Below are 22217 nucleotides of genomic sequence, written 5' to 3' on the forward strand. Positions count from 1 at the left end.
GGACGTCATGGGCTTCAGGGACGTCTTGGACTCCATGGACTTCATGGGCGGACCGTAGGGCGGCGGGGCGCGCCTTGTCGGGGAGTGCTCACAACAACGCAGCGCCCGACGTCGTCCTTGTCACCGGCCCGCAGTCACCGGCCCGCAGTCACCCGCCCGCAGTCGCCGTTCGGCCGCCAGGACGGCAGCCGCACCCCCGCCGTGGCCGGTGACGCCGACCGGTGATTGGCTGGTTCCGTTCCGGCATCCAGTCCATCCGCAGGAAGGCCCCGCCATGAGCAGCCCGCACGCACTCGAGTACAAGGTCGTCACCTTCCGGGAGTCGCTGATCGGCGACGCCCTGGACAGCGACAAGCTGGAGAAGGTCCTCAACAAGCACGCCGAGGACGGCTGGGCCCTGAAGGCGATCACCTCCGCCGACGTCAAGGGCCGCATCGGTCCCGGCGCGGTCGAGGGCCTGCTGCTCACCCTGGAGCGTCCGCGCCGCTGACGACCGCGGCCCGGCCCGTCGTGCTGCACGGCGGGTCGGGCCGGTCTCTCACGACGGCCGAGAACCGGCCGCGACCCGGCCCGTACCGGTCTGCACGGCCTACGCGCCGCGACGGATCCGGGCCGCCTTGCGGGCCTCGGCGATCTGGCGTGCCTCGGTGGCCTTGCGGGATTCGCCGCCGGCCCGGCCGGGGCGGGCGCCCATGCCGCGGAAGGGAGCCCCGCCGCGCTTCGGACGCTCGGTGGCCGATCCGCTGCCGGGGAGCGGGACACCGGAGGGAGTCCGGGCGCCGGTGATGCGGCTCAGCTCGGCCTCGCCGGAACGGACCTGCGTGATCTGCGGCCGGATGCCCGCGTCGGACAGCAGGCGGGCCATGTCCCGGCGCTGGTTGGGCAGCACCAGAGTGACGACGCTGCCCGACTCTCCGGCGCGGGCGGTACGGCCGCCGCGGTGCAGGTAGTCCTTGTGGTCGGCGGGCGGGTCGACGTTGACGACGAGGTCGAGGTCGTCGATGTGGATGCCGCGGGCCGCGACGTTGGTGGCCACCAGCACCGTCACATGGCCGGTCTTGAACTGGGCCAGGGTGCGGGTGCGCTGGGGCTGCGACTTGCCGCCGTGCAGTGCCGCGGCCTGCACGCCGCTGCCCAGCAGGTGCTTGGTGAACTGGTCCACCGCGTGCTTGGTGTCCAGGAACATCAGCACGCGTCCGTCGCGCGCGGCGATCTCGGTGGCGGCGGCGTACTTGTCGGTGCCGTGCACCTGCAGCACGTGGTGCTCCATCGTGGTGACCGTGCCCGCCGAGGGGTCGACCGAGTGCACCACCGGATCATGGAGGTACCGGCGGACCAGCAGGTCGATGTTGCGGTCCAGGGTGGCCGAGAACAGCATGCGCTGGCCGTCGGGTCGTACCAGGTCCAGGAGTTCGGTGACCTGGGGCATGAAGCCCATGTCGGCCATTTGGTCGGCCTCGTCGAGGACCGTGATCTTCACCCGGTCCAGACGGCAGTCCTTGCGCTCGACGAGGTCCGCGAGGCGGCCCGGCGTCGCGACGACGACCTCGGCCCCGCCGCGCAGTGCACCCGCCTGCCGGCCGATCGACATGCCGCCGACCACCGTGGCGAGGCGCAGCTTCAGCAACCTGGCGTACGGGGTGAGCGCGTCGGTGACCTGCTGGGCCAGTTCGCGCGTGGGGACGAGGACCAGGGCCAGCGGCTTGCGCGGCTCGGCACGCTGTCCCGCCGTCCGCACCAGGAGCGCCAGACCGAAGGCGAGGGTCTTGCCCGATCCCGTCCGCCCGCGGCCCAGGACGTCGCGCCCCGCGAGGGAGTTCGGCAAGGTGGCGGCCTGGATCGGGAACGGCTCGTGCACACCGAGCTCGGTGAGCGTGCTCAGCAGCTCGGCGGGCAGGTCCAGTTCGCCGAAGTTCGCGACCGCCGGGAGCGCGGGGGTGAGGGTGTCCGGCGGCGCGAACTCCCCCTGCGGTGCGGCGGGGCGACGTCCGCCGCCGGCCGGGGCGACGCCGGCGCGGGCCCGGCCCTGCGGTCGGAAACGGTCGTTCGTGCGAGCTGAACGGCTCACGGAGAACCTTCCTCGAGGGGCACGCATCGAGGAATTCCCGACAGGCATGAGCCGGATGAATTGCAAGTACGAGCCGAATACAAGAATGACAGCGTTCCAACGGAACGCAGAAAGCAGGAAGCTGGGGCCCCACCGAACGGTGGGACCCCAGCTATCGCGCGCGCTTCGGCATCAGGCGGGAGTGATGTTCTCCGCCTGCGGGCCCTTCTGGCCCTGCGTGACGTCGAAGTTCACCTTCTGGCCCTCCTGGAGCTCGCGGAAGCCCTGGGTGGCGATGTTCGAGTAGTGGGCGAAGACGTCGGGGCCGCCGCCGTCCTGCTCGATGAAGCCGAAGCCCTTTTCCGAGTTGAACCACTTGACGGTGCCAGTAGCCATGTCACATCTCCTTCGGGGCAGTGCCCAGAGGCTCACACCGTGTGAACCTCTTGTGTTGCCACAAATGAACCCCGTCCGGATAAGCACCGGAGATACAAAAAACGCCCCACGGCTACGGCCGTAGAGGCACTTGAAGATTCGGGAACCACAACTGCAACTAGGTCCAGACTACCACGGCATGCACAAGCGCACTACCTTTCACCGCGCAGGCCACACCGGCCGCGCGGCGCCGCGTGTGCCGCGTCGGCCGCCGTGGCGCCCATTCCGCCCGGTGGTTTTCCGCGCCGGCTCAGTGCCCCAGGAAGCTCAGACGGACCCGGCGCTCCGCGTTGTCGCGGTTCGTGTCCACCAGGCACACGGACTGCCAGGTTCCGAGTTCCAGCCTCCCTTCCACGACCGGCAGGGTGGCGTGGGGCGGAACCAGGGCCGGCAACACGTGGTCTCGGCCGTGGCCGGGGCTTCCGTGCCGGTGCTGCCAGCGGTCGTCGGCCGGCAGGAGCGTGTGCAGGGCGGTCAGCAGGTCGTCGTCGCTGCCGGCGCCCGTTTCCATGATCGCGACGCCTGCCGTGGCGTGCGGCACGAAGACGTTCAGGAGGCCGTCGCGGCCGTCGGCCGCCTCCCGCAGGAACGCCTCGCAGTCACCGGTGAGGTCGACGACCCTCTCCCGGGAGCCGGAGGACACATGGAGGACTCGGGTGGTGAACGCGTCTGACATGCCGTCCATCCTGACGCATGGGGCGCGGGCGCACGCACTCGGCGCAGGCCACCGGCGCTCCGGGAAGATCCCCGCCTGGCGCACCGTTGGTAGAAGCGTGAACAATGTGCGTGAGGTCGAGGTGGTCGTCATCGGGGCGGGTCAGGCCGGTCTGGCCGGGGCCTATCACCTGCGGCGCAGCGGTTTCGAGCCGGAGCGCGACTTCGTGGTGCTCGACCACGCCCCCGCGCCGGGCGGCGCCTGGCAGTTCCGGTGGCGGTCGCTGACCTACGGCAAGGTGCACGGAATGCACGCGCTGCCCGGCATGGAGCTGACGGGCCCGGACCCGTCCCGGCCGTCCTCCGAGGTGGTCGCCGAGCACTTCGGCGCCTACGAGCGCGCCTTCGACCTGCGCGTACGGCGGCCCGTCGACGTGAAGGCCGTGCGGGAGGGCGTCGGCGGGCGACTGCTGGTCGAGACCTCCGACGACACCTGGTCGACGCGGGCGCTGATCAACGCGACCGGCACCTGGGACCGTCCGTTCTGGCCGCGGTATCCGGGGCAGGAGACCTTCCGCGGACGGCAGCTGCACACCGCGCGGTACGCGGGCCCCGAGGCGTTCGCCGGGCAGCGGGTGGTCGTGGTGGGCGGCGGCGCGTCCGGTACGCAGCACCTGCTGGAGCTCGCGCCGTACGCCGCCGCCACGACATGGGTGACGCGGCGGCCCCCGGTCTTCCGCGAGGGGCCCTTCGACGAGGACGCGGGCCGTGCCGCCGTCGCGCGCGTGGAGGAGCGGGTACGGCAGGGACTGCCGCCCGAGAGCGTGGTCTCGGTGACCGGGCTGCCCCTCAACGACGCGATCCGGCAGGGGCTGGCCGACGGGGTACTGGACCGGCTGCCCATGTTCGACCGGATCACCCCGGACGGCGTGGCGTGGGACGACGGCCGGCAGGTCGCCACGGACGTGATCCTGTGGGCGACCGGATTCCGGGCCGCCGTCGACCATCTTGCCCCTTGCGGCTGCGGGAGCCGGGCGGCGGGATCCGCGTCGAGGGCACGCGGGCGGTCGCCGATCCACGCGTCCACCTGGTGGGCTACGGACCGTCGGCCAGCACCATCGGCGCCAACCGGGCCGGGCGTGCCGCCGTACGGGACATCCGGCGGCTGCCGACGCGGGATCCGGTCGCCGCCTGATCTCCCGCAGGCCCTCCAGGCCGCGATTCCGGTCGGCGGCTCACCCGGCCGCCGCCGATGTGCTCGTCGGGGTCTGCGGAGCGCTTGTCGGGGTCTGCAGACCGCCCGTCGGGCTCTGCGGAGGGCTTTGCAGAGGGGCCGTCGGAGGGGTCTGACGGCTGCCGTTGAACTCGGCGACGTTGCGCTGGTGCTCCGCGAAGCTCGACGTGAAGCGCGTGTCGCCGGGCCCGACCGTGACGAAGTACAGCCAGTCGCCCGGGGTCGGGGCGATGGCGGCGCGCATCGCCTCCTCGCCGGGGTTGTCGATCGGCGTCGGCGGCAGACCCATGCGCTGGTAGGAGTTGTAGGGGCTCTCGATGCGGGTGTCGCTCTCGGTCGTCTTCAGGGTGGAGCGGTTCAGGGCGTAGTTGATGGTCGAGTCCATCTGCAACGGCATCCCGCGCTCGAGGCGGTTGTACACGACGCGGGCCACCTTGCCCATGTCCGTCTTGGTGGCGGCCTCGGCCTGCACGAGGCTGGCGACGGTGACCGCCTGATAGACGTTCAGGGCGTTGCGCTGGGCGCCGGCCGTGACGGGCGCTCCGGTGAACTTCCTGTTCGCGGTGTCGACCATGTACGTGAGCAGCGTCTGCGGCGTCGACTTCTTGTCAAGCGGGTACGTCGCCGGGAAGAGATAGCCCTCCGGGTTGCCCGCGGCCTCGTTCGGCAGCTTCAGACCGGCCTGCGGAAGCGCCCTTCTGGTGGTGCCGGGGGCCAGGGCGAGGGCCTTGTCCACAGCCTCGTAGACCTGACTCGCCCGCCAGCCTTCGGGGACCACCAGGGTCGGCGGCGCCTTGGCCGCCTTCTCCTTCGGCGCCTGGACGCTCAGCAGCGGCACCGCCACGGCGGTGCCGGCCACGACGGCTCCGGTCGCGATGAGAACGAGACGGCCCCGGCGCGTCAGTCGAATCGTGCTCCGTGGCGGAGTGTTCATCTGCATGCGGGCACGGTAACCCCGATAGCGTCACAAACCCGGCATAACCGGGCATATTTTCATCTTGTCGGCTCCAGTCGGGCATCTCGTCGCACCAGGGCCGCGTACCGGCCGTCCTGCTCCAACAGCTCCTCGTGCGTGCCCCGTTCGGCCACCTGGCCCGAGTCGAGGACGACGATCTGGTCGGCGCCTCGAATGGTGGACAGGCGGTGGGCGATGGTGAGCGTGGTGCGGTTGGCCGAGAGAGCGTCGATGGCCTCTTGAACCGCCTGCTCCGTGCGGGTGTCCAGAGCACTGGTGGCCTCGTCGAGGATCAGCACCGGCGGGTCGCGCAGGACGGTGCGGGCGATCGCCAGCCGCTGCTTCTCTCCGCCGGAGAACCGGTGACCGCGTTCGCCGACGACCGTGTCGTACCCGTCGGGCAGTGCCGCGATGTGGTCGTGGATCTGTGCCGCGCGCGCCGCCGCGTACAGCTCCTCGTCGGTGGCGTCCGGCTTGGCGAAGCGCAGGTTGTCGCCGACCGTGGCATGGAAGAGGTACGTCTCCTGCGAGACGACGCCGACCGCGCGGGCGAGCGTGTCGAAGTCGAGGTCGCGCACGTCGACGCCGTCGAGGGTGACCCGGCCTCCACTCACGTCGTACAGACGCGGCACCAGGTAGCCGAGCGTGGACTTGCCGGCGCCGGTCGGACCGACGACGGCGAGACTGCCGCCGGCCGGGACGGTGACGTCGATGCCGTCGAGGACGGGCTCGCCCTTGTCGTCGTACCGGAAGGTGACGCCCTCGAAGCGGATCTCGCCCTTGATGTGGTCGAGGCGGACCGGCTCCTCGTGCTCGGTGATGTCTATGGGCAGGTCGAGGTACTCGAAGATGCGCTGGAAGAGCGCCAGGGAGGTCTGGATCTGCACGCCGGTCGACAGCAGGCTGACGGCGGGCCGGAACAGGCCCTGCTGGAGCGAGACGAAGGCGACGATGGTGCCCAGCGAGACGTCGGGGCCGCCGACCTGGAGCGTCATGCCCGCCGTCCAGTAGATGACGGCCGGCATGGCGGACATGACGATCCCGATCACGGCCATGCGCCAGCGGCCGGCCATGTTCGACCGCACCTCGAGGTCGACGAGCTGCTCCGACTCCGCCGCGAAGGACCGGGTGAGCGAGTCGGCGCGGCCCATGGTGCGGCCCAGCAGGATGCCGCTGACCGACAGCGACTCGGTGACCGTGGCTGCCATGGCGGCCATCTGCTTCTGACGCTGGGTGGTGATCTTCTTGCGTTCGTTGCCGACCCGGCGGCTGATCCACACGAAGACGGGCAGCAGGACCAGCGAGACGGCCGTCAGCCGCCAGTCGAGCGCGACCATCGCGATGATCGTGGCGACCACACTGGTGAAGTTGGAGACCAGGGACGTGGCCGTGGAGGTGACGGTGGCCTGCATGCCGCCGATGTCGTTGGCGATGCGGGACTGTACCTCGCCGGTACGCGTACGCGTGAAGAAGGCGAGGGACATGCGCTGCAGACGCCCGTAGACGGCGGTGCGCAGGTCGTGCATGACGCGCTGGCCGACCGTCGTGGAGATCAGCGTCTGCAGGACGCCGAAGACCCCGCCGAGGAGCGCGCTGAAGATCATGCCGAGGGCGAGCAGGCTCAGCAGGCCGGTGCGCCCCTCGGGGATGGCGACGTCCAGCGTCTCCTTCAGCAGGAACGGGGTGGCCACGGCGACCAGCGACGAGGCGGCGACCAGGAGGCCGACCACCGCGAGGCGGGCGCGATAGGGCTTGAAGAGTCTGAGGATGCGGCGCACCTGCCGGGGCTGGTCGGGCGCGGCGCCGGGCGAGGGGGTCCAGTCGATGTGGTCGCGGGGCATGGCTCCTACGGAGGGTGAGACGGTGAGGGCAGACGGAGCGTAGCTCATTGTTACCTATACTCACAATGAACGGCATCCTGATATTGTTCCCTCATGACCACCCCCGATTCCGACGGCCTGCTCGCCGAGCAGCTGCTGCGGCTCACGCGTCGGGTGCACCGCATCCAGAAGCGCCATCTGCAGCAGAGCGGGCTCGGCGTCACCCCGGCCCAGGCCCGGCTGCTGCGCACGCTGGCCCACTGCCCCGCACCGCCGCGCATGGCCGACCTCGCCGCGCGGCTGGAGGTGGTGCCGCGGGCCGTCACGACACTGGTCGACGGACTGGAGGCGAGCGGCAAGGTGCGGCGGGCGCCCGATCCCACCAACCGCCGGGTCGTGCGCATCGAGCTCACCGAGGACGGCCGTGCGGCGCTGCGGGAGTTGCAGGGTGCGAAGAGGTCCGCCGCGGAGGAGATCCTGGATCCGCTGACGGACCTCGAGCGCCAGGTCCTGAGCGGGCTGCTGGACGCCCTGGTGGGCGCGGACGACACGGCGGAACCTGGACACAAGGCGCCCCACCCGGGACGGACCCCGGGTCAGACCTGCTGAACGAGCGCGAACGGGTCGCAGCCGCTCCCCCGGCAGTACCAGGGAAAAAGCGGCCGCGACCCAGGTCGGACCCGCCGTGCATCAGCTGTTCTCGGAGGCGGCTTCCTTGCCGAGCCGCGGGGGAACGACCACGACCGGGGCGCCGCCGGCCGGCTCCGGGCTCCCGGAATCCGCCGGGCCCACCGGACCTGACGGCGCACCGGACGGACCCGCGGCGCTCTCCGACGCCGGGGCGCCGGACGGACCCGCGGCGCTCTCCGGCTGCCCCGACTCCTCTCCGGTTTCCGCGACGGCCTCGCCGTCGAGGACCTTCTTCGCCCGCTCCACGTCCAGCGCGCCCTCCCAGCGGGAGACGGCGAAGACCGCCACGCAGTTGCCGAGGAGGTTGGTGACCACGCGCATCGAGTCCATGATGCGGTCGACGCCCAGCAACAGGGCCACGGCGCCGGCGGGGATGGCTCCCAGCGAGGAGGCGGTCGCGGACAGGGCGAGGAAGGCCGACCCGGGGATGCCGGCCATACCCTTGCTGGTGAGCATCAGGACCAGAACCACGGTGATCTGCTGGCTCAGGCTGAGGTCCACGCCGACGGCCTGGGCGATGAACAGGGTACCGATGGACAGGTAGAGCGACGCGCCGTCGAGGTTGAAGGAGTACCCCGTCGGCAGCACCAGGCCCACGGCGTCCTCGCGGGCGCCCGCCCTGCGCAGTTTCTGCATCACGCGCGGCATGACGGACTCGGTGGAGGCCGTACCGAGCGCGAGCAGCAGTTCCTCGCGGATGTAGCGCAGGAACTTCCACAGGCTCAGCCCCGTGACCAGGCGCAGGGCGACCGCCAGCAGCGTGACGAACAGGGCCGCGGCCGCGTAGCACAGGATGATCAGCTTGCCGTAGGTCTCGATCACTCCGAGGCCGTAGTTGCCGATCAGGACGGCCATCGCACCGAACACGGCGATCGGCGCCAGCCGCATGACGAAGCCGACGATCGCGAAGATGATCTCCTGGGCCTGCTCGACGGCCGGCAGCACCTTCGGCACCTTGGTGTGGCCGAGGTGCAGGAGCGCGGCGCCCACCAGACAGGCCAGGATGAGCACTTGGAGCAGGGAGTTCTCCGCGAAGGCGCCGACGAAGCTGGTGGGCAGCGAGTGCACGATGAACTCGGTGGTCGAGGGCAGCGAGCCGCCGCCCGTCTTGGCGTCCACCGCCGAGGTGTCGAGCGTGGCCGGGTCGACGTTCATTCCCGCACCGGGCCGGACGATGCCCGCGGCCAGCAGCCCGATCAGCAGGGCGAGCGTGCTCGCGACCTCGAACCAGATCAGGGCCTTGAGGCCGATACGGCCGAACGCCTTCAGGTCACCGGCCTTGGCGATGCCGACGACGACCACGCAGAACACCAGGGGCGAGATGATCGTCTTGATCAGCCGTGTGAAGCCGTCGCCGAGCGGCTGCAGGTCCGTGGCCACGTCGGGCCAGAGTTTCCCGACGGCGACGCCGAGCACGAGTGCGCAGGCGACCTGCGCGAAGAGTGAGGTACGCAGTATGCGTGCGACGCGTCGCGACAGGGACGGGACGGACGGCGGCACGGGCACTCCTAGGGGCGACGGGGCACACAGAAGCAGGGACGGGGACTTCTGCGATACGGAAAGCAGATTCCGTAGCGATCACTTTGGAGGCCATGCCGACCGCGCACAAGACCCCCGTGTTGCCAATCTGTAAATCCCGTCACCCGCGACGCCACACACGCTCCACCGTCCGGCGGCCCCGGCGATTCCCCGTCGACGCCCTCGGCCCCGCCGTCGGCCCCGCCGTCGGCCGGGGATCGTGGCAGCTCTCGGAGCCGTACGGCCGCTCCGCCACCGCAAGAGCTACCCCTGCAACGCGGCCCTGTCCCCCATGACCACCACGGGATGCCGATCCGGGTCGAGCGTGCGCAGCAGGTACTCCATCGCGGCCCTGGACAGGCTGACGCAGGCCGACGTCCCGCTTCCGTGGTCCATGTGCAGCCAGATGCCGCCACCCTTCTCCTCACCCTCGGGCCGCGTCGGATCGTCGGGCGGGGCGCCCTTGACGCGGTTGTAGTCGATGGCGATGACGTAGTCGAAGTCGTGCCAGTGCGAACGCGCCCACCAACGCGGCGCAGCGAAGGCAGGGGACCGCGTGTACGGGAGCCTGCTGCCGGGGTCGGCCAGCACCCCGCCCGCGTCGGTGAGGGTGAACACGCCGACCGGGCTGCGGTTGTCGCCGGCCCGGTGTCCGAGGGTCCACCCCTTCTTGCCGTTGTGCCCCGGCCAGCCTCGGACGCGCACCCAGTTCGGGCCACGCCGGGCGTAGAGGACGACCTTGGAGTCGGCGGAGTCCCTGCCGTCGCCGTAGACCACCACGACCTGACGCGTATGCGCGGGCATCCGCCGCCGCAGCCGGTTCCCGACGCCCGGGATCCTGGGCGCGGCGGTCGCCTTCGGCGGGTCGTCACCGCCGGCGCCGCTCCCCACGCCACTCCCTTCACGCCCGATGCCGCCTGCCATGTCGCCATCGGCCGCGGCACCACCGGTCGTGCCGCCGCAGGCGGCCAGTGCCGCGAGCAGGAGAGCGCAGACCGCCAAGGCGGTTCCCGTTCGCCGCACTTCACCATGTCGCATCGGGCCATGCTCGCATCACTTTCCGGACTTTCGGGGAAGCTTACGGACATCATGACCTCGTCGAACGGTTACCGGATCCTGCCGGCGCCACAGAAAACCGGTTGATTCTGAACACCCTGCGCCGTCAACCTTGCACGGTTTGTTGCCGCTTCCCGCGAACCCGCCCGATGCCCCCTTGCCCCCCTCCCCCCTCCCCGCCCTCCCCCATCCCCCCTCTGACTCGAGCCACTGGGACGTCATGCAGATCCAAGACCTTCCGTATCCCGACCCAGGTGTGCCGGATGTGCGCTCGGGCCCCCGCTTCCTGTGGTGGCTCGGCCAAAACCAGCTGGGCGGTCAGCTCAAGGCCCTGGCCTGGGGCCTGCTGCACTTCGTCGCCGTCTCCGCTCAGCCGTTCTGCGTCGGGTTCGCGATCGAGGCCGTCGTCGACCGCTCCGGAACCCGACTGGCTCTCACCGGCGGGGTGATGGCGCTGTGCGGGGCCGCCACCGCGGTCGGCGACACCTTCCTGCACCGCGCCGCCGTCACCAACTGGATCACCGCCGCCGCACGGGTCCAGCAGTTGCTCTCCCACAAGGCCTCGCACCTCGGCTCCGCGCTGACCCGGCGCGTCGCGGCGGGCGAGGTCGTGGCGGTCTCCACGGGCGACGTCGAGAAGATCGGCTGGTTCGTGGAGGCCGTGTCCCGTTTCACCGCCGCCGCGATCACGGTGCTGCTGGTCTGCGTCGGTCTGGTCGTCTACCAGCCCGCACTCGGCATCGTGGTCGCCGTGGGCCTGCCCGCTCTGGCCCTGGCGGTCCTGCCCCTGCTGCCCAGAGCGACGCAACGGGCCGACTTCCAGCGCGAGAAGGCCGGACGGGCCACCGAACTCGCCTCGGACACCGTGGCCGGCCTGCGGGTGCTGCGTGGCATCGGCGGCGAGGAGCTGTTCCTCGACCGCTATCGCAGCGCCTCCCAGGAGGTCCGGCACGCGGCTGTGCGCAGCGCCCGGATGTGGTCGCTGATCAGCGCCATCCAGGTGCTGATGCCGGGCCTGCTGTTGATCGCGGTCGTCTGCTACGGCGTCCACCTGGCCCGCGAGGGCCGCATCTCGGTCGGCGAACTCGTCACGGTCTACAGCTCCGTGATGGTCCTCACCTACCCGCTCAGGCACTTCGAAGAGATCGCGATGGCCTACTCCTTCTCCCGCCCGTCTGCGACCCGGGCCGCGCGCGTGCTGTCCCTGGAGCGGGCCACGGACGTCGGCGGATCGCGCCCGGCCGACGCCCCTACGGGCGACCTGTACGACCCGGTCACCGGTCTGCTCGCCCCGGCCTCACAGCTGACCGCCGTGGTGTGCGGCGACCCGGACGCGGCCGGACGTCTGGCGGAACGGCTCGGCGGACACCCCCCGCAGGACGGGCCGTCGGTCCTGCTCGGCGGCGTTCCACTGGACGAACTGCCGCTCGACTCCGCGCGATCGGCCGTCCTCGTGCAGGACAAGGACCCTGTGCTGCTGTCCGGTTCGCTGCGTGACCTGCTCGACGTGCCCGCCTCCGGCGCGGTCGACGCCCGGGCCGCGCTGGCCGCCGCCCAGTGCGGCGACGTCCTCGACGCGCTCGTCCAGGGCTCGTTCGACGCCGACGAACCGATGGACGCCCGCATCACCGAACGGGGCCGGTCCCTGTCCGGCGGGCAGCGCCAACGCCTCGCGCTGGCCCGCTCGTTGTACACGGACCCCGAGGTCCTCGTCCTGGACGAACCGACCTCCGCCGTCGACTCGCACACCGAGGCCCGGATCGCCGAAAGCATGCGCGACCTGCGGGAAGGGCGCACGACTGTCGTGTTCACCTCCTCTCCGCTGCTGCTGGACCGCGCCGACCGGGTCGTGCTCGTGCACGAGGGCGAGGCCGTCGCGATCGGCGCGCACCGCGAACTGCTGCACTCCGAGCCCCGGTACCGGGCCGTGGTGACCAGGGAGACCGACGAGGAGGCCGCCGGGGGAACGGTGCCCGCGCCGGCGGCAGGCGAGGTTCCGAAGTCCGGGAAAGCTCCCCTGAACGACGTGTTGAAGGACCTGGAAGCCGACGAGCTCGCATGCGACGAGCTCGAAGAGATCGAGGAGACGGCATGATCGGCGTGGCGCCGCCCGCCTACGACCCGGCGGCACCGACGACGGCGAACACCCTGCCCGTCGGAGCCCCCGCGACCGTACGCGCCTACGTGGCCGAACTCCTGCGCCGACACCGGCGTGCCTTCCTGCTCCTCCTGCTCGTCAACACGGTCGCCACGGTCGCCTCCATGGTGGGCCCCTGGCTGGTCGGCGACACGGTGGAACGGCTGTCGGAGGGGGCACCGGAACTGCACCTCGGGCTCACCGCGACGCTGTTCGTGCTCGCCCTGGCCGTCCAGGCCGCCTTCGTACGGCAGGTCCGGCTGCGCGGCGCGATGCTCGGCGAACAGATGCTGGCCGACCTGCGCGAGGACTTCCTCGTCCGGTCGGTCCGGCTGCCGCCCGGCGTGTTGGAGCGGGCCGGGACGGGCGACCTGCTGTCCCGCATCACCACGGACGTCGACCGGCTGGCCAACGCGATGCGGGAGGCTGTGCCCCAGCTCACGATCGGCGTGATGTGGGCCCTGCTGCTGCTCGGCGGACTCGTGATCACCTCGCCGCCGCTGGCGCCCGCGGTGCTCGTCGCGGTGCCGCTGCTGGTGGTCGGATGCCGCTGGTACTACAAGCGGGCGCCGGCCGGGTACCGCTCCGAGGCCGCTGGCTACGCGGCTGTGGCCGCCGCCCTCGCCGAGACCGTGGACGCGGGCCGCACCGTCGAGGCCCACCGTCTCGGCGAGCGCCGCATCGCGCTTTCGGAGCAGCGCATCCGGCAGTGGACGGCGTGGGAGCGCTACACCCTGTGGCTGCGGTCCGTGCTCTTCCCGGTGATCAACATGGTGCACGTCACCGTGCTCGGCTCGGTCCTCATGCTCGGCGGGGCGTTCGTGCTGCAGGGCTGGATCGACGTCGGTCAGCTCACGACCGGCGCGCTGCTGGCGCAGATGCTCGTCGACCCGGTGAACCTCATCCTGCGCTGGTACGACGAGCTTCAGGTGGCCCAGGTGTCGCTGGCGCGTCTCGTCGGCGTGCGCGACATCGAGCCTGAGGGCGGGGACACCACGGTGGCGCCGGACGGGCGCGACGTGCTCGCGGACCAGGTCCACTTCGGCTACCGGGAGGGCGTCGACGTGCTGCGCAAGGTGTCCCTCGAGGTCTCCCCCGGCACCCGGCTGGCCCTGGTGGGCCCGTCCGGCGCGGGCAAGTCCACCCTGGGCCGGCTGCTCGCCGGGATCTACGCGCCGCGCGACGGCCGGATCACCCTGGGCGGCGCCGAACTGTCGCAGATGACCGCCGAACGCGTCCGCTCGCATGTGGCGCTCGTCAACCAGGAGCACCACGTCTTCGTCGGCGCCCTGCGTGACAACCTCCGGCTCGCCCGCACCGACGCCGAGGACGCCGAACTGTGGGCGGCCCTCGACGCCGTCGACGCGGACGGCTGGGCGCGAGCCCTGGACGACGGTCTCGACACCGAGGTCGGCTCCGGCGGGGTGCTGCTCACACCGGCACAGGCCCAGCAGATCGCACTGGCGCGACTGGTCCTGGCCGACCCGCACACACTGGTCCTGGACGAGGCGACCTCGCTGCTCGACCCTCGCGCGGCACGCCACCTCGAGCGGTCCCTGGCCCGCGTGCTGGAGGGCCGCACCGTGGTCGCCATCGCCCACCGTCTGCACACCGCGCACGACGCCGACGTCATCGCCGTCGTCGAGAACGGCCGGATCAGCGAGCTCGGCAGCCACACGGAGCTGGTCGCGGCGGACGGGGCGTACGCGGCCCTGTGGCGTTCGTGGCACGGGTGAGGAGGCACCCACCACACCCGGGAGTCCGCCGCCGCGGTACGTGAACCGGCAGGCGCCCGTCGTACCCCGGAGACGGGTGCCACCGGCGCCGGTTCCGCCCTCACCGAGCGAGCGGGGCTCCGCGCGAGCACGCGCTGGTCGTGGCCCCGACGCCGCCGCCGGGTCGCCGAGGCGGCGGTGCCGCGGCGAGCGCTCTGGCGTTGCGGGGAACCGATCAGGGGTGGAACGCTGGATATCGGCACCCGTGCGGGCGACCGTCGGGATCCATCCGGAAAGACACGACGAGACCGGCCGGTGCCCCGTGCGGCGGCAGCTCGTCGCCGACCGCGGTGAGAACGGGCCAGTCACCCCCTGGAGGTAGCCGTGACCAGCGCCGACGGATGGGGAGACGATGTGTACCAGCCCGACTCCGCCGACATCCAGGACGACGCGGGGCTGCTCGACGCGGAAGACACCCTGGAGGACGACGGTGTCGACGACCCGCTCGACCGCGGCTGGTCCCCTCCGGACCGCCCCTGGGCCGTGGAGCGCGCCGGGGTGACCGCCGCGGAGCGCCGCCGGGGGGAAACCCTGGACCAGCGGCTCGCGGAGGAGCGCCCCGACCTCGGCGTGCCGGACGGAGACGGTTTGGGCGACTGCGACGGCACCGACGGGGAACTCCTCGACAACGAGGTCGGAGCCGCACGCTCCGGCCGGCTCGTGGCACCGGACGAAGGAGCACACGAGGACGAGGAGAGCGCGCTGGTCGCCACGGACGTGGGCATCGACGGGGCGGCCGCTTCGGCGGAGGAGGCCGCCATGCACATCGTCGACGAGGACGCCCTGTCCGGTTGACCCCCGCCTGCCGGCCCACCCGTCGGCCCTCCCGTCACCGGCCGTTCCCGGCCGGTCGCCGCCACCTCCACCGCCATCGCGACCGCACGAGGAGCATTCATGCAGCAGGACCAGCAGCCCGACTACCACCCGGTCGTCTTCCGCGACCGCACCGCCGGGTACGCCTTCCTGACCCGGTCCACGGCGACCAGCGAACAGACGATCGAATGGGACGACGGCGAGACCTACCCGGTGGTGGACGTGGAGATCTCCTCGGAGAGCCACCCCTTCTACACCGGCAAGTCGCGCACCGTGGACACCGAGGGGCGTGTCGCCCGATTCGAGCGCCGCTACGGCGACGGCGGAGCGATGACCTGAGCGGACACGGCCGCCGCCGGGAGCATGACAGGCGCCGCGGCCGGCCGTCCCGGTCGCGCTCCGGGTCAGATGTAGTTGAGGGCGGCTGCCCCGCCCACTCCCCCGAGCACCATGAACACGGGCATCAGCACCTTCAGCTCGATCCAGCTGCCCGCCCGGAACCGCATCGCCTTGGGCGGGCCGATCGGATACCAGCGCTTGCGCCCGATCGGGATGGGCCACAGCACCGGACAGCCCGAGACGGTCAAGGCGTCCCCGATGTCGTGGACCAGGGCGCCGAGCACGATGGGCAGCCCCAGCCACAGGTACTCCTGGCCGGGCTGGGTGAACAGCCAGTCCGAGCCGTTTCCTGGCTTGTCCAGAACACCGGCCAGGATCCACGCGCTGGTCGCGGCGAGCAGCCACACCAGGACGTCGCTGCTGGAGCCCCGGGCGGCCCGCCACAGCAGGCCCTCGATCGCCAGCACCATGTGCACGAAGAGGAGCCCCAGCACCGCCCAGCGGCCACCGGCGATCGCCAGCGCCGAGGCGCCCGCGCCGATCATGACCGCCCACAGCCAGGTGTGCGTGAGAGTGCGGTGCCCGCCGGAGCGGCGCGGGTCGCCCTGCTTCCTCGTGGACTTGTAGACGGCGTAGGAGAGCTTGTCGACGATCTCGCACAGCCAGCGCGAGACGGGGCCGAAGGATCGGGAGATGGTGGCGGCCTTGTGGTCGAGATCCGGCGCGAGCGCGGCGCCGGCACAGATCAGCGCACCGGCGAGCAGGACCGGCCAGGGCATGGTGTGTCCTGCGGCGGCCGCGGCCGCACCGACGCCGAGCCAGGCGGCGGCGCCCGACAGTGAGTGTGCTGGTCCCATCATGGCCCTTGCCCGCCCTATCCCTCATGTACCGCTGTCCAGTTGACCGGGTGCGATGACGCTCCGTCGGCGACACAGCGTAGCTGCCGTGATCTTCGGGTCGGCATCCGATTCCCCTCTGCGGACCGGGGGCAGGCAAGATGGGGTCGTGACCCTCATCGATCAGCTGCCGCCGACCGCAGATCCCGACGCCCTGTACGAAGCCTTCGAGTCCTGGGCGCAGGAGCGCGGTCTGACGCTCTACCCCCATCAGGAGGAGGCGCTGATCGAGGTGGTCTCCGGGGCGAACGTGATCGTTTCGACGCCCACCGGCTCCGGCAAGAGCATGATCGCCGCTGCCGCGCACTTCGCGGCCCTCGCCCGCGACGAGGTCACCTTCTACACGGCTCCGATCAAGGCGCTGGTGTCGGAGAAGTTCTTCGAGCTGTGCAAGATCTTCGGCACCGAGAACGTCGGCATGCTGACCGGCGACGCGTCCGTGAACTCCGACGCGCCGGTCATCTGCTGCACCGCCGAGGTGCTCGCCTCGATCGCGCTGCGCGACGGCAAGCAGGCCGACGTCGGCCAGGTCGTCATGGACGAGTTCCACTTCTACGCCGAGGGCGACCGCGGCTGGGCCTGGCAGATCCCCGTCCTGGAGCTGCCGCAGGCGCAGTTCGTGCTCATGTCGGCGACCCTGGGCGACGTGTCCTTCTTCGAGAAGGACCTGACCCGGCGCACCGGCCGCCCCACGGCGGTGGTCCGCTCGGCGACCCGGCCCGTGCCGCTGTCCTACGAGTACCGGTACACCCCGATGACGGAGACCCTCACCGATCTGCTGGACACCCGGCAGGCGCCCGTCTACATCGTGCACTTCACCCAGGCGCAGGCGGTGGAACGGGCGCAGGCGCTGATGAGCATCAACATGTGCTCGCGTGAGGAGAAGGAACGGATCGCCGACCTGATCGGCAACTTCCGCTTCAGCACCAAGTTCGGCCAGAACCTCTCGCGTTACGTGCGGCACGGCATCGGCGTCCACCACGCCGGCATGCTGCCGAAGTACCGGCGGCTGGTGGAGAAGCTCGCCCAGGCCGGTCTGCTGAAGGTCATCTGCGGCACGGACACGCTCGGCGTCGGCGTCAACGTGCCCATCCGGACAGTGCTGTTCACCGCACTCACCAAATACGACGGCAACCGGGTGCGCACACTGCGGGCCCGTGAGTTCCACCAGATCGCGGGCCGGGCCGGCCGGGCCGGTTTCGACACGGCGGGCCTGGTGGTCGCGCAGGCGCCCGAGCACGTCATCGAGAACGAGAAGGCCCTCAGCAAGGCGGGCGACGACCCGAAGAAGCGTCGCAAGGTGGTGCGCAAGAAGGCGCCGGAAGGATTCGTGGGCTGGACGGAGAGCACCTTCGACAAGCTCATCGAGTCCGATCCGGAGCCGCTGACGTCCCGTTTCCGGGTCACCCACACGATGCTGCTGTCCGTGATCGCCCGCCCCGGAGACGCCTTCGCGGCGATGCGGCACCTGCTGGAGGACAACCACGAGCCGCGCAAGCAGCAACTGCGGCACATCCGGCGCGCCATCGCGATCTACCGGTCGTTGCTGGACGGCGGCGTCGTGGAGAAGCTCGACGAGCCGGACGCCTCCGGCCGTGTCGTCCGCCTCACCGTGGATCTGCAGCAGGACTTCGCGCTGAACCAGCCGCTGTCCACGTTCGCGCTGGCCGCGTTCGAACTGCTGGACCCCGAGTCGCCCTCCTACGCCCTCGACATGGTCTCCGTCGTGGAGTCCACGCTGGACGACCCGCGCCAGATCCTGGCCGCCCAGCAGAACAAGGCGCGCGGCGAGGCGGTGGCCGCGATGAAGGCGGACGGCGTCGAGTACGAGGAGCGCATGGAACGTCTCCAGGACGTGTCGTACCCGAAGCCGCTGGAGGAGCTGCTCTTCCACGCGTACGACACCTACCGCAAGAGCCACCCGTGGGTGGGCGACCATCCGCTGTCGCCGAAGTCCGTCATCCGCGACATGTACGAGCGTGCGATGTCGTTCACCGAGCTGGTCTCCCACTACGAGCTGGCCCGCACCGAGGGCATCGTGCTGCGGTACCTGGCCGGCGCCTACAAGGCGCTCGACCACACCGTCCCGGACGATCTGAAGTCCGAGGACCTGCAGGACCTGATCGCGTGGCTGGGCGAGATGGTGCGCCAGGTGGACTCGAGCCTGCTGGACGAGTGGGAGCAGCTCGCCAACCCGGAGGAGATGACCGCCGAGGAGGCCCAGGAGAAGGCCGACGAGGTCAAGCCGGTCACGGCGAACGCGCGTGCCTTCCGTGTCCTGGTCCGCAACGCGATGTTCCGCCGTGTCGAGCTCGCCGCACTCGATCACGTCGCCGAACTCGGCGAGCTGGACGCGGACGCCGGTTGGGACGCCGACGCCTGGGGCGAGGCGATGGACAAGTACTGGGACGAGTACGACGACCTCGGCACCGGCCCCGACGCGCGGGGCCCGAAGCTGCTCGTCATCCAGGAGGAGCCGCAGAACGCGCTGTGGCGCGTCCGTCAGATCTTCGACGACCCGAACGACGACCACGACTGGGGCATCAGCGCGGAGGTCGACCTCACGGCGTCCGACGCCGAGGGCCGCGCGGTCGTCCGCGTCACGTCCGTCGGCCAGTTGTGAGCACAGCGGCGACCACGGCCGCGGCAACAACCGGACCAGGTACAGCACAGGGCACAGCAGAGGGCACAGGAGAAGCGCACCGATGACGAATCCGGCCGAGAGACTCGTCGACCTGCTCGACCTGGAGCAGATCGAGGTCAACATCTTCCGGGGCCGCAGCCCGCACGAGTCCCTGCAGCGGGTCTTCGGCGGCCAGGTGGCCGGCCAGGTGCTGGTCGCGGCCGGCCGGACCACCGAGGGCGACCGGCCCGTGCACTCGCTGCACGCGTACTTCCTGCGCCCGGGCCGACCGGGCGTCCCCATCGTGTACCAGGTGGAACGGGTGCGTGACGGCCGGTCGTTCACGACCCGCCGGGTCACCGCCGTGCAGCAAGGGCGGACGATCTTCAATCTCACCGCCTCCTTTCATCAGCCTGAGGAAGGTCCTTTCGAGCACCAGCTGCCGCCGGCCCGTGAGGTGCCGGACCCGGAGACCCTGCCGACCGTCACGGACGAGATCCGGGCGCATCTGGGGTCACTGCCGGAGCAGTTGGAGCGGATGGCGCGCCGTCAGCCCTTCGACATCCGGTACGCGGACCGGCTGCGCTGGACCGCCGAGGACGTGAAGGATGCCGAGCCGCGCAGCGCGGTGTGGATGCGTGCCGTCGGGCCGCTCGGCGACGACCCGCTCGTCCACACCTGCGCGCTCACCTACGCCAGCGACATGACGCTTCTGGACGCGGTCCGCCTCCCGGTGGAGCCGCTGTGGGGGCCGCGGAACTTCGACATGGCGTCGCTGGACCACGCGATGTGGTTCCATCGGCCGTTCCGCGCGGACGAGTGGTTCCTGTACGACCAGGAGTCGCCGATCGCCACGGGCGGGCGCGGCCTGGCCCGGGGCCGCATCTACGACCTGGATGGGCGGCTGTTGGTGTCCGTCGTCCAGGAGGGTCTCTTCCGCGCGCTGTAGGCCGTGCGTCAGCCGCTGCGTCGGCGCAGCCAGCCGAACAGGGCGCGGGTCGACGGGTTCGGCTCGTCCGACTCGTCCAGCACCTGCGGCGCGTCCAGCTCGTCCTGGAGTTCGCATCGCGGTGAGGGGCGCTGCCGGGCGGGTTTCGGGAAGGGGCGCGGCGCGGGCTGCCCGGCCCGTGCCTCGGCCAGGGTGTTCGCCAGGTCGGAGCTCAGCCAGTCGATCTCGTCGTGGTCCTGCGCGGTAATGATCCTCTCGATGAGCTGAGCGGCGGGGGAACCTGGGGCCCCGTACGCCGGCGGCCCCGGCCGGAACCTGTTCAGGTGGGAGCGCTCGTAGGGGTCGCCGACGATCTCCGCGACGAGCGACGGGTCGAGGAAGGCCGCCAGCACGCCGGCACGCTGCCAGGGGTCGTCCGTCTGCCGCAGCAGGAAGCCCATGTGGCGTCCCCGCCAGTTACGCGACCTCAGGTCGACCCCTGCGGCCAGCTGGCTGCGCAACACCTCGGGCGTCCGCCCCGTGAGCAGGAACGCATTCGTCCGGTCGGCCGCGAACTGGCGAAGTTCTTCGGCGAGATACAGCCATACGACTGCCCTGTACCGGTTGAGGTAGAACTTGACGGGCACCACCATTCCCACCCGTGCAAGACGGGTGAAGCGGGTGGGCGGCACCTCCAGGATCGCGGCGCCCTCGCCGGTGCCCACGGCGTGCACCCGTCGGCGCATCGTCTCGGGAAATCCCGGTTCCGCGCGCAGGCGGTCGATCTCCGCGTGGGCCACCCGACGGCCTCCTCCCCCTTCGTCGGGTGTCGTCCTGATGCGACCGAGATGCACGCCGAGATCGAACTCGCTGCGTTTCAGGCTCAGTTCGCGCGCCGCCCGACCGGGCGCGAAGGATGCGGGGTGCAGGCGTGTGGCGGTGTTCTTGGACATGGTCGATCTCCCCGTGGAGCGAGCCAGTGGAGTGAAGCAGGACCGCATCGTCCGCGGTGGCCTCGGAAAAAACCGTACCCGCGGTCGCCGATTTCGTGGCGGCCTGTGGATAACTCCGAAAGGGAGGGTGAAAGCGCAGGTCAGCCGACTGAGTCGAGCAGCCGGGCGGTGTGCATCCGCCCCGCGTACTCGACCAGCCGGATCAGCACCTCCTTCCCCGAGTTTCGGTCGCGGGCGTCGCACAGCACGACCGGGGTGCCGGCGTCGAGGTCGAGGGCGCGCGACACGTCCCGGGCGCCGTACGTCCGCGTGCCCGTGAAGCAGTTGACGGCCACCACGAACGGAATGTTCCGGTGCTCGAAGTAGTCGACCGCGGGAAAGCAGTCCTCGAGCCGTCGAGTGTCGGCCAGAACCACCGCACCCAGCGCTCCCTGGGACAGCTCGTCCCACAGGAACCAGAAGCGGTCCTGCCCCGGAGTACCGAACAGGTAGAGGGAGAGACCGGAACGGATGGTGATGCGGCCGAAGTCCATGGCGACGGTGGTCGTGACCTTCTGGTCCACGCCGTCGGTGTCGTCCACCGACTGCCCGGCCTGACTGAGCAGTTCCTCGGTGCGCAGCGGTTTGATCTCGCTGACCGCGCCCACCATGGTGGTCTTGCCCACGCCGAACCCGCCGGCGACCAGAATCTTCAACGCCATGGGGGCCGACTCGCCGTCGGCGGCGTCTGAGTGCTCGGAGACCATGGATCACTTCTCTCGGGATCGGGTCGGGATGGGGACCGGGGTCGGGTTCGAGGGCCGGCTCGGGGGCGGGTTCGGGGGGCGGGTTCGGGGCGTCGGAAACGGTCGGCGCGGCACGGGGAGGCGCGGCACGAACGAGGCGTCGTGGGTTCCGTGCGTCTCCGAGTCGGTCGGAAAGGTCCGTCTACAGGGCTCGCAGCCCCGCGATCACCTCACGCAGGATCCGTTCGTCGGGCAACTGCGCGGGCGGGACCGGACGGCTGACGGTGACGCAGCCCAGTTCCAGCAGATCGCCGAGGAGCACCCGGACCACACCCACCGGCAGGTCCGCGCCCGCCGCGAGTTCCGCGACGGACTGTGTCTCCTCGCGGCAGAGACCGAGGAGGGTGCGGTGCTCCGGTCCGATCGCCATGCCGTCCGTACCGGGCGCGCCCGGATCCAGGGTGACCAGGGCGATCAGGTCGAAGCGCACTCCCGTGGGGCCGGGTTTCGTGCGTCCGCCCGTCATGGCGTACGGGCGGACGAGTGGGCCGGCCTCGGTGTCGAACCATTGGCTGCCCGGTTCGTGCGGGGCGCCGATCATGTCCTCGGTCATCTGCGC

The 22217-nt window shown here is 71.0% G+C and carries 19 protein-coding genes and 1 pseudogene; 9 read left to right on the forward strand and 11 right to left on the reverse strand.

Annotation, left to right across the window (positions count from 1 at the left end; translation table 11 throughout):
* Positions 1-274 precede the first annotated feature (274 nt).
* Positions 275-490, forward strand: a complete 216-nt coding sequence (locus tag QA802_RS03585; protein ID WP_334518072.1) for a DUF4177 domain-containing protein — start codon at positions 275-277, stop codon at positions 488-490.
* 99 nt (positions 491-589) lie between these two features.
* Here the strand turns inward: QA802_RS03585 and QA802_RS03590 are convergent, their stop codons facing one another.
* The 3 genes from QA802_RS03590 to QA802_RS03600 all read right to left on the reverse strand — a co-directional run bounded on the left by QA802_RS03590 (position 590) and on the right by QA802_RS03600 (position 3158).
* Positions 590-2068 (reverse strand): DEAD/DEAH box helicase, encoded by a 1479-nt coding sequence (locus QA802_RS03590; protein ID WP_334518073.1) that lies wholly within the window; start codon positions 2066-2068, stop codon positions 590-592.
* Positions 2069-2239: 171 nt separating this feature from the next.
* Positions 2240-2443, reverse strand: a complete 204-nt coding sequence (locus tag QA802_RS03595; RefSeq protein ID WP_020125862.1) for a cold-shock protein — start codon at positions 2441-2443, stop codon at positions 2240-2242.
* A 289-nt stretch (positions 2444-2732) separates the two neighbouring features.
* Complete coding sequence (locus QA802_RS03600) at positions 2733-3158, reverse strand: secondary thiamine-phosphate synthase enzyme YjbQ (RefSeq protein WP_334518075.1); 426 nt, start codon at positions 3156-3158, stop codon at positions 2733-2735.
* A gap of 97 nt (positions 3159-3255) precedes the next feature.
* On the opposite strand from QA802_RS03600, the pseudogene QA802_RS03605 reads away from it, so the two are divergent.
* Positions 3256-4331: pseudogene (locus tag QA802_RS03605) on the forward strand (NAD(P)-binding domain-containing protein).
* A 40-nt stretch (positions 4332-4371) separates the two neighbouring features.
* On the opposite strand, the gene mltG reads toward QA802_RS03605, so the two are convergent.
* The gene (mltG, locus tag QA802_RS03610) at positions 4372-5310 is read right to left on the reverse strand and encodes an endolytic transglycosylase MltG (protein ID WP_334518077.1); all 939 of its coding nucleotides are present in this window, start codon (positions 5308-5310) and stop codon (positions 4372-4374) included.
* Positions 5311-5363: 53 nt separating this feature from the next.
* Positions 5364-7166: an ABC transporter ATP-binding protein gene (locus QA802_RS03615; RefSeq protein ID WP_334518079.1), complete on the reverse strand. Its 1803-nt coding sequence runs from the start codon at positions 7164-7166 to the stop codon at positions 5364-5366.
* Positions 7167-7259: 93 nt separating this feature from the next.
* Here QA802_RS03615 and QA802_RS03620 point away from each other — a divergent pair, with 93 nt between their 5' ends.
* Positions 7260-7754, forward strand: a complete 495-nt coding sequence (locus QA802_RS03620) for a MarR family winged helix-turn-helix transcriptional regulator (protein ID WP_334518081.1) — start codon at positions 7260-7262, stop codon at positions 7752-7754.
* 81 nt (positions 7755-7835) lie between these two features.
* Here QA802_RS03620 and QA802_RS03625 read toward each other — a convergent pair whose 3' ends face one another.
* Both QA802_RS03625 and QA802_RS03630 read right to left on the reverse strand, forming a co-directional pair.
* The gene (locus QA802_RS03625; RefSeq protein ID WP_334518083.1) at positions 7836-9335 is read right to left on the reverse strand and encodes a cation:dicarboxylate symporter family transporter; all 1500 of its coding nucleotides are present in this window, start codon (positions 9333-9335) and stop codon (positions 7836-7838) included.
* A gap of 282 nt (positions 9336-9617) precedes the next feature.
* The gene (locus QA802_RS03630) at positions 9618-10391 is read right to left on the reverse strand and encodes a L,D-transpeptidase family protein (protein WP_334518085.1); all 774 of its coding nucleotides are present in this window, start codon (positions 10389-10391) and stop codon (positions 9618-9620) included.
* Positions 10392-10629: 238 nt separating this feature from the next.
* Here QA802_RS03630 and QA802_RS03635 point away from each other — a divergent pair, with 238 nt between their 5' ends.
* The 4 genes from QA802_RS03635 (at position 10630) to QA802_RS03650 (ending at position 15473) form a co-directional block, all read left to right on the forward strand.
* Positions 10630-12504: an ABC transporter transmembrane domain-containing protein gene (locus tag QA802_RS03635; protein ID WP_334518087.1), complete on the forward strand. Its 1875-nt coding sequence runs from the start codon at positions 10630-10632 to the stop codon at positions 12502-12504.
* Positions 12501-14282 (forward strand): ABC transporter ATP-binding protein, encoded by a 1782-nt coding sequence (locus QA802_RS03640; protein ID WP_334518089.1) that lies wholly within the window; start codon positions 12501-12503, stop codon positions 14280-14282. Before QA802_RS03635 ends, QA802_RS03640 begins: the two co-directional genes overlap by 4 nt.
* 363 nt (positions 14283-14645) lie before the next feature.
* Entirely contained in the window at positions 14646-15116 is a 471-nt protein-coding gene (locus QA802_RS03645; RefSeq protein ID WP_334518091.1) for a DUF5709 domain-containing protein, read from the forward strand.
* A gap of 99 nt (positions 15117-15215) precedes the next feature.
* Positions 15216-15473: a type B 50S ribosomal protein L31 gene (locus QA802_RS03650; RefSeq protein ID WP_334518093.1), complete on the forward strand. Its 258-nt coding sequence runs from the start codon at positions 15216-15218 to the stop codon at positions 15471-15473.
* Positions 15474-15538: 65 nt separating this feature from the next.
* Here QA802_RS03650 and QA802_RS03655 read toward each other — a convergent pair whose 3' ends face one another.
* Positions 15539-16333 (reverse strand): metal-dependent hydrolase, encoded by a 795-nt coding sequence (locus QA802_RS03655; protein WP_334518095.1) that lies wholly within the window; start codon positions 16331-16333, stop codon positions 15539-15541.
* Between the two features lie 145 nt (positions 16334-16478).
* Here QA802_RS03655 and QA802_RS03660 point away from each other — a divergent pair, with 145 nt between their 5' ends.
* Together QA802_RS03660 and QA802_RS03665 are read left to right on the forward strand one after the other, a co-directional pair.
* Complete coding sequence (locus QA802_RS03660; RefSeq protein WP_334518097.1) at positions 16479-18992, forward strand: DEAD/DEAH box helicase; 2514 nt, start codon at positions 16479-16481, stop codon at positions 18990-18992.
* 82 nt (positions 18993-19074) lie between these two features.
* Positions 19075-19941 (forward strand): acyl-CoA thioesterase, encoded by an 867-nt coding sequence (locus QA802_RS03665; RefSeq protein ID WP_334518099.1) that lies wholly within the window; start codon positions 19075-19077, stop codon positions 19939-19941.
* An 8-nt stretch (positions 19942-19949) separates the two neighbouring features.
* On the opposite strand, the gene QA802_RS03670 is transcribed toward QA802_RS03665, so the two are convergent.
* From QA802_RS03670 to QA802_RS03680, 3 genes are all read right to left on the reverse strand, one after another.
* Positions 19950-20873: a DUF6397 family protein gene (locus tag QA802_RS03670; RefSeq protein ID WP_334518101.1), complete on the reverse strand. Its 924-nt coding sequence runs from the start codon at positions 20871-20873 to the stop codon at positions 19950-19952.
* A 140-nt stretch (positions 20874-21013) separates the two neighbouring features.
* Complete coding sequence (locus QA802_RS03675) at positions 21014-21619, reverse strand: GTP-binding protein (RefSeq protein ID WP_334518103.1); 606 nt, start codon at positions 21617-21619, stop codon at positions 21014-21016.
* Positions 21620-21800: 181 nt separating this feature from the next.
* The gene (locus QA802_RS03680; protein WP_334518105.1) at positions 21801-22211 is read right to left on the reverse strand and encodes a DUF742 domain-containing protein; all 411 of its coding nucleotides are present in this window, start codon (positions 22209-22211) and stop codon (positions 21801-21803) included.
* Between the last annotated feature and the right edge of the window lie 6 nt (positions 22212-22217).

It is taken from the genome of Streptomyces sp. B21-105, assembly GCF_036898465.1.
GTDB lineage: Bacteria > Actinomycetota > Actinomycetes > Streptomycetales > Streptomycetaceae > Streptomyces.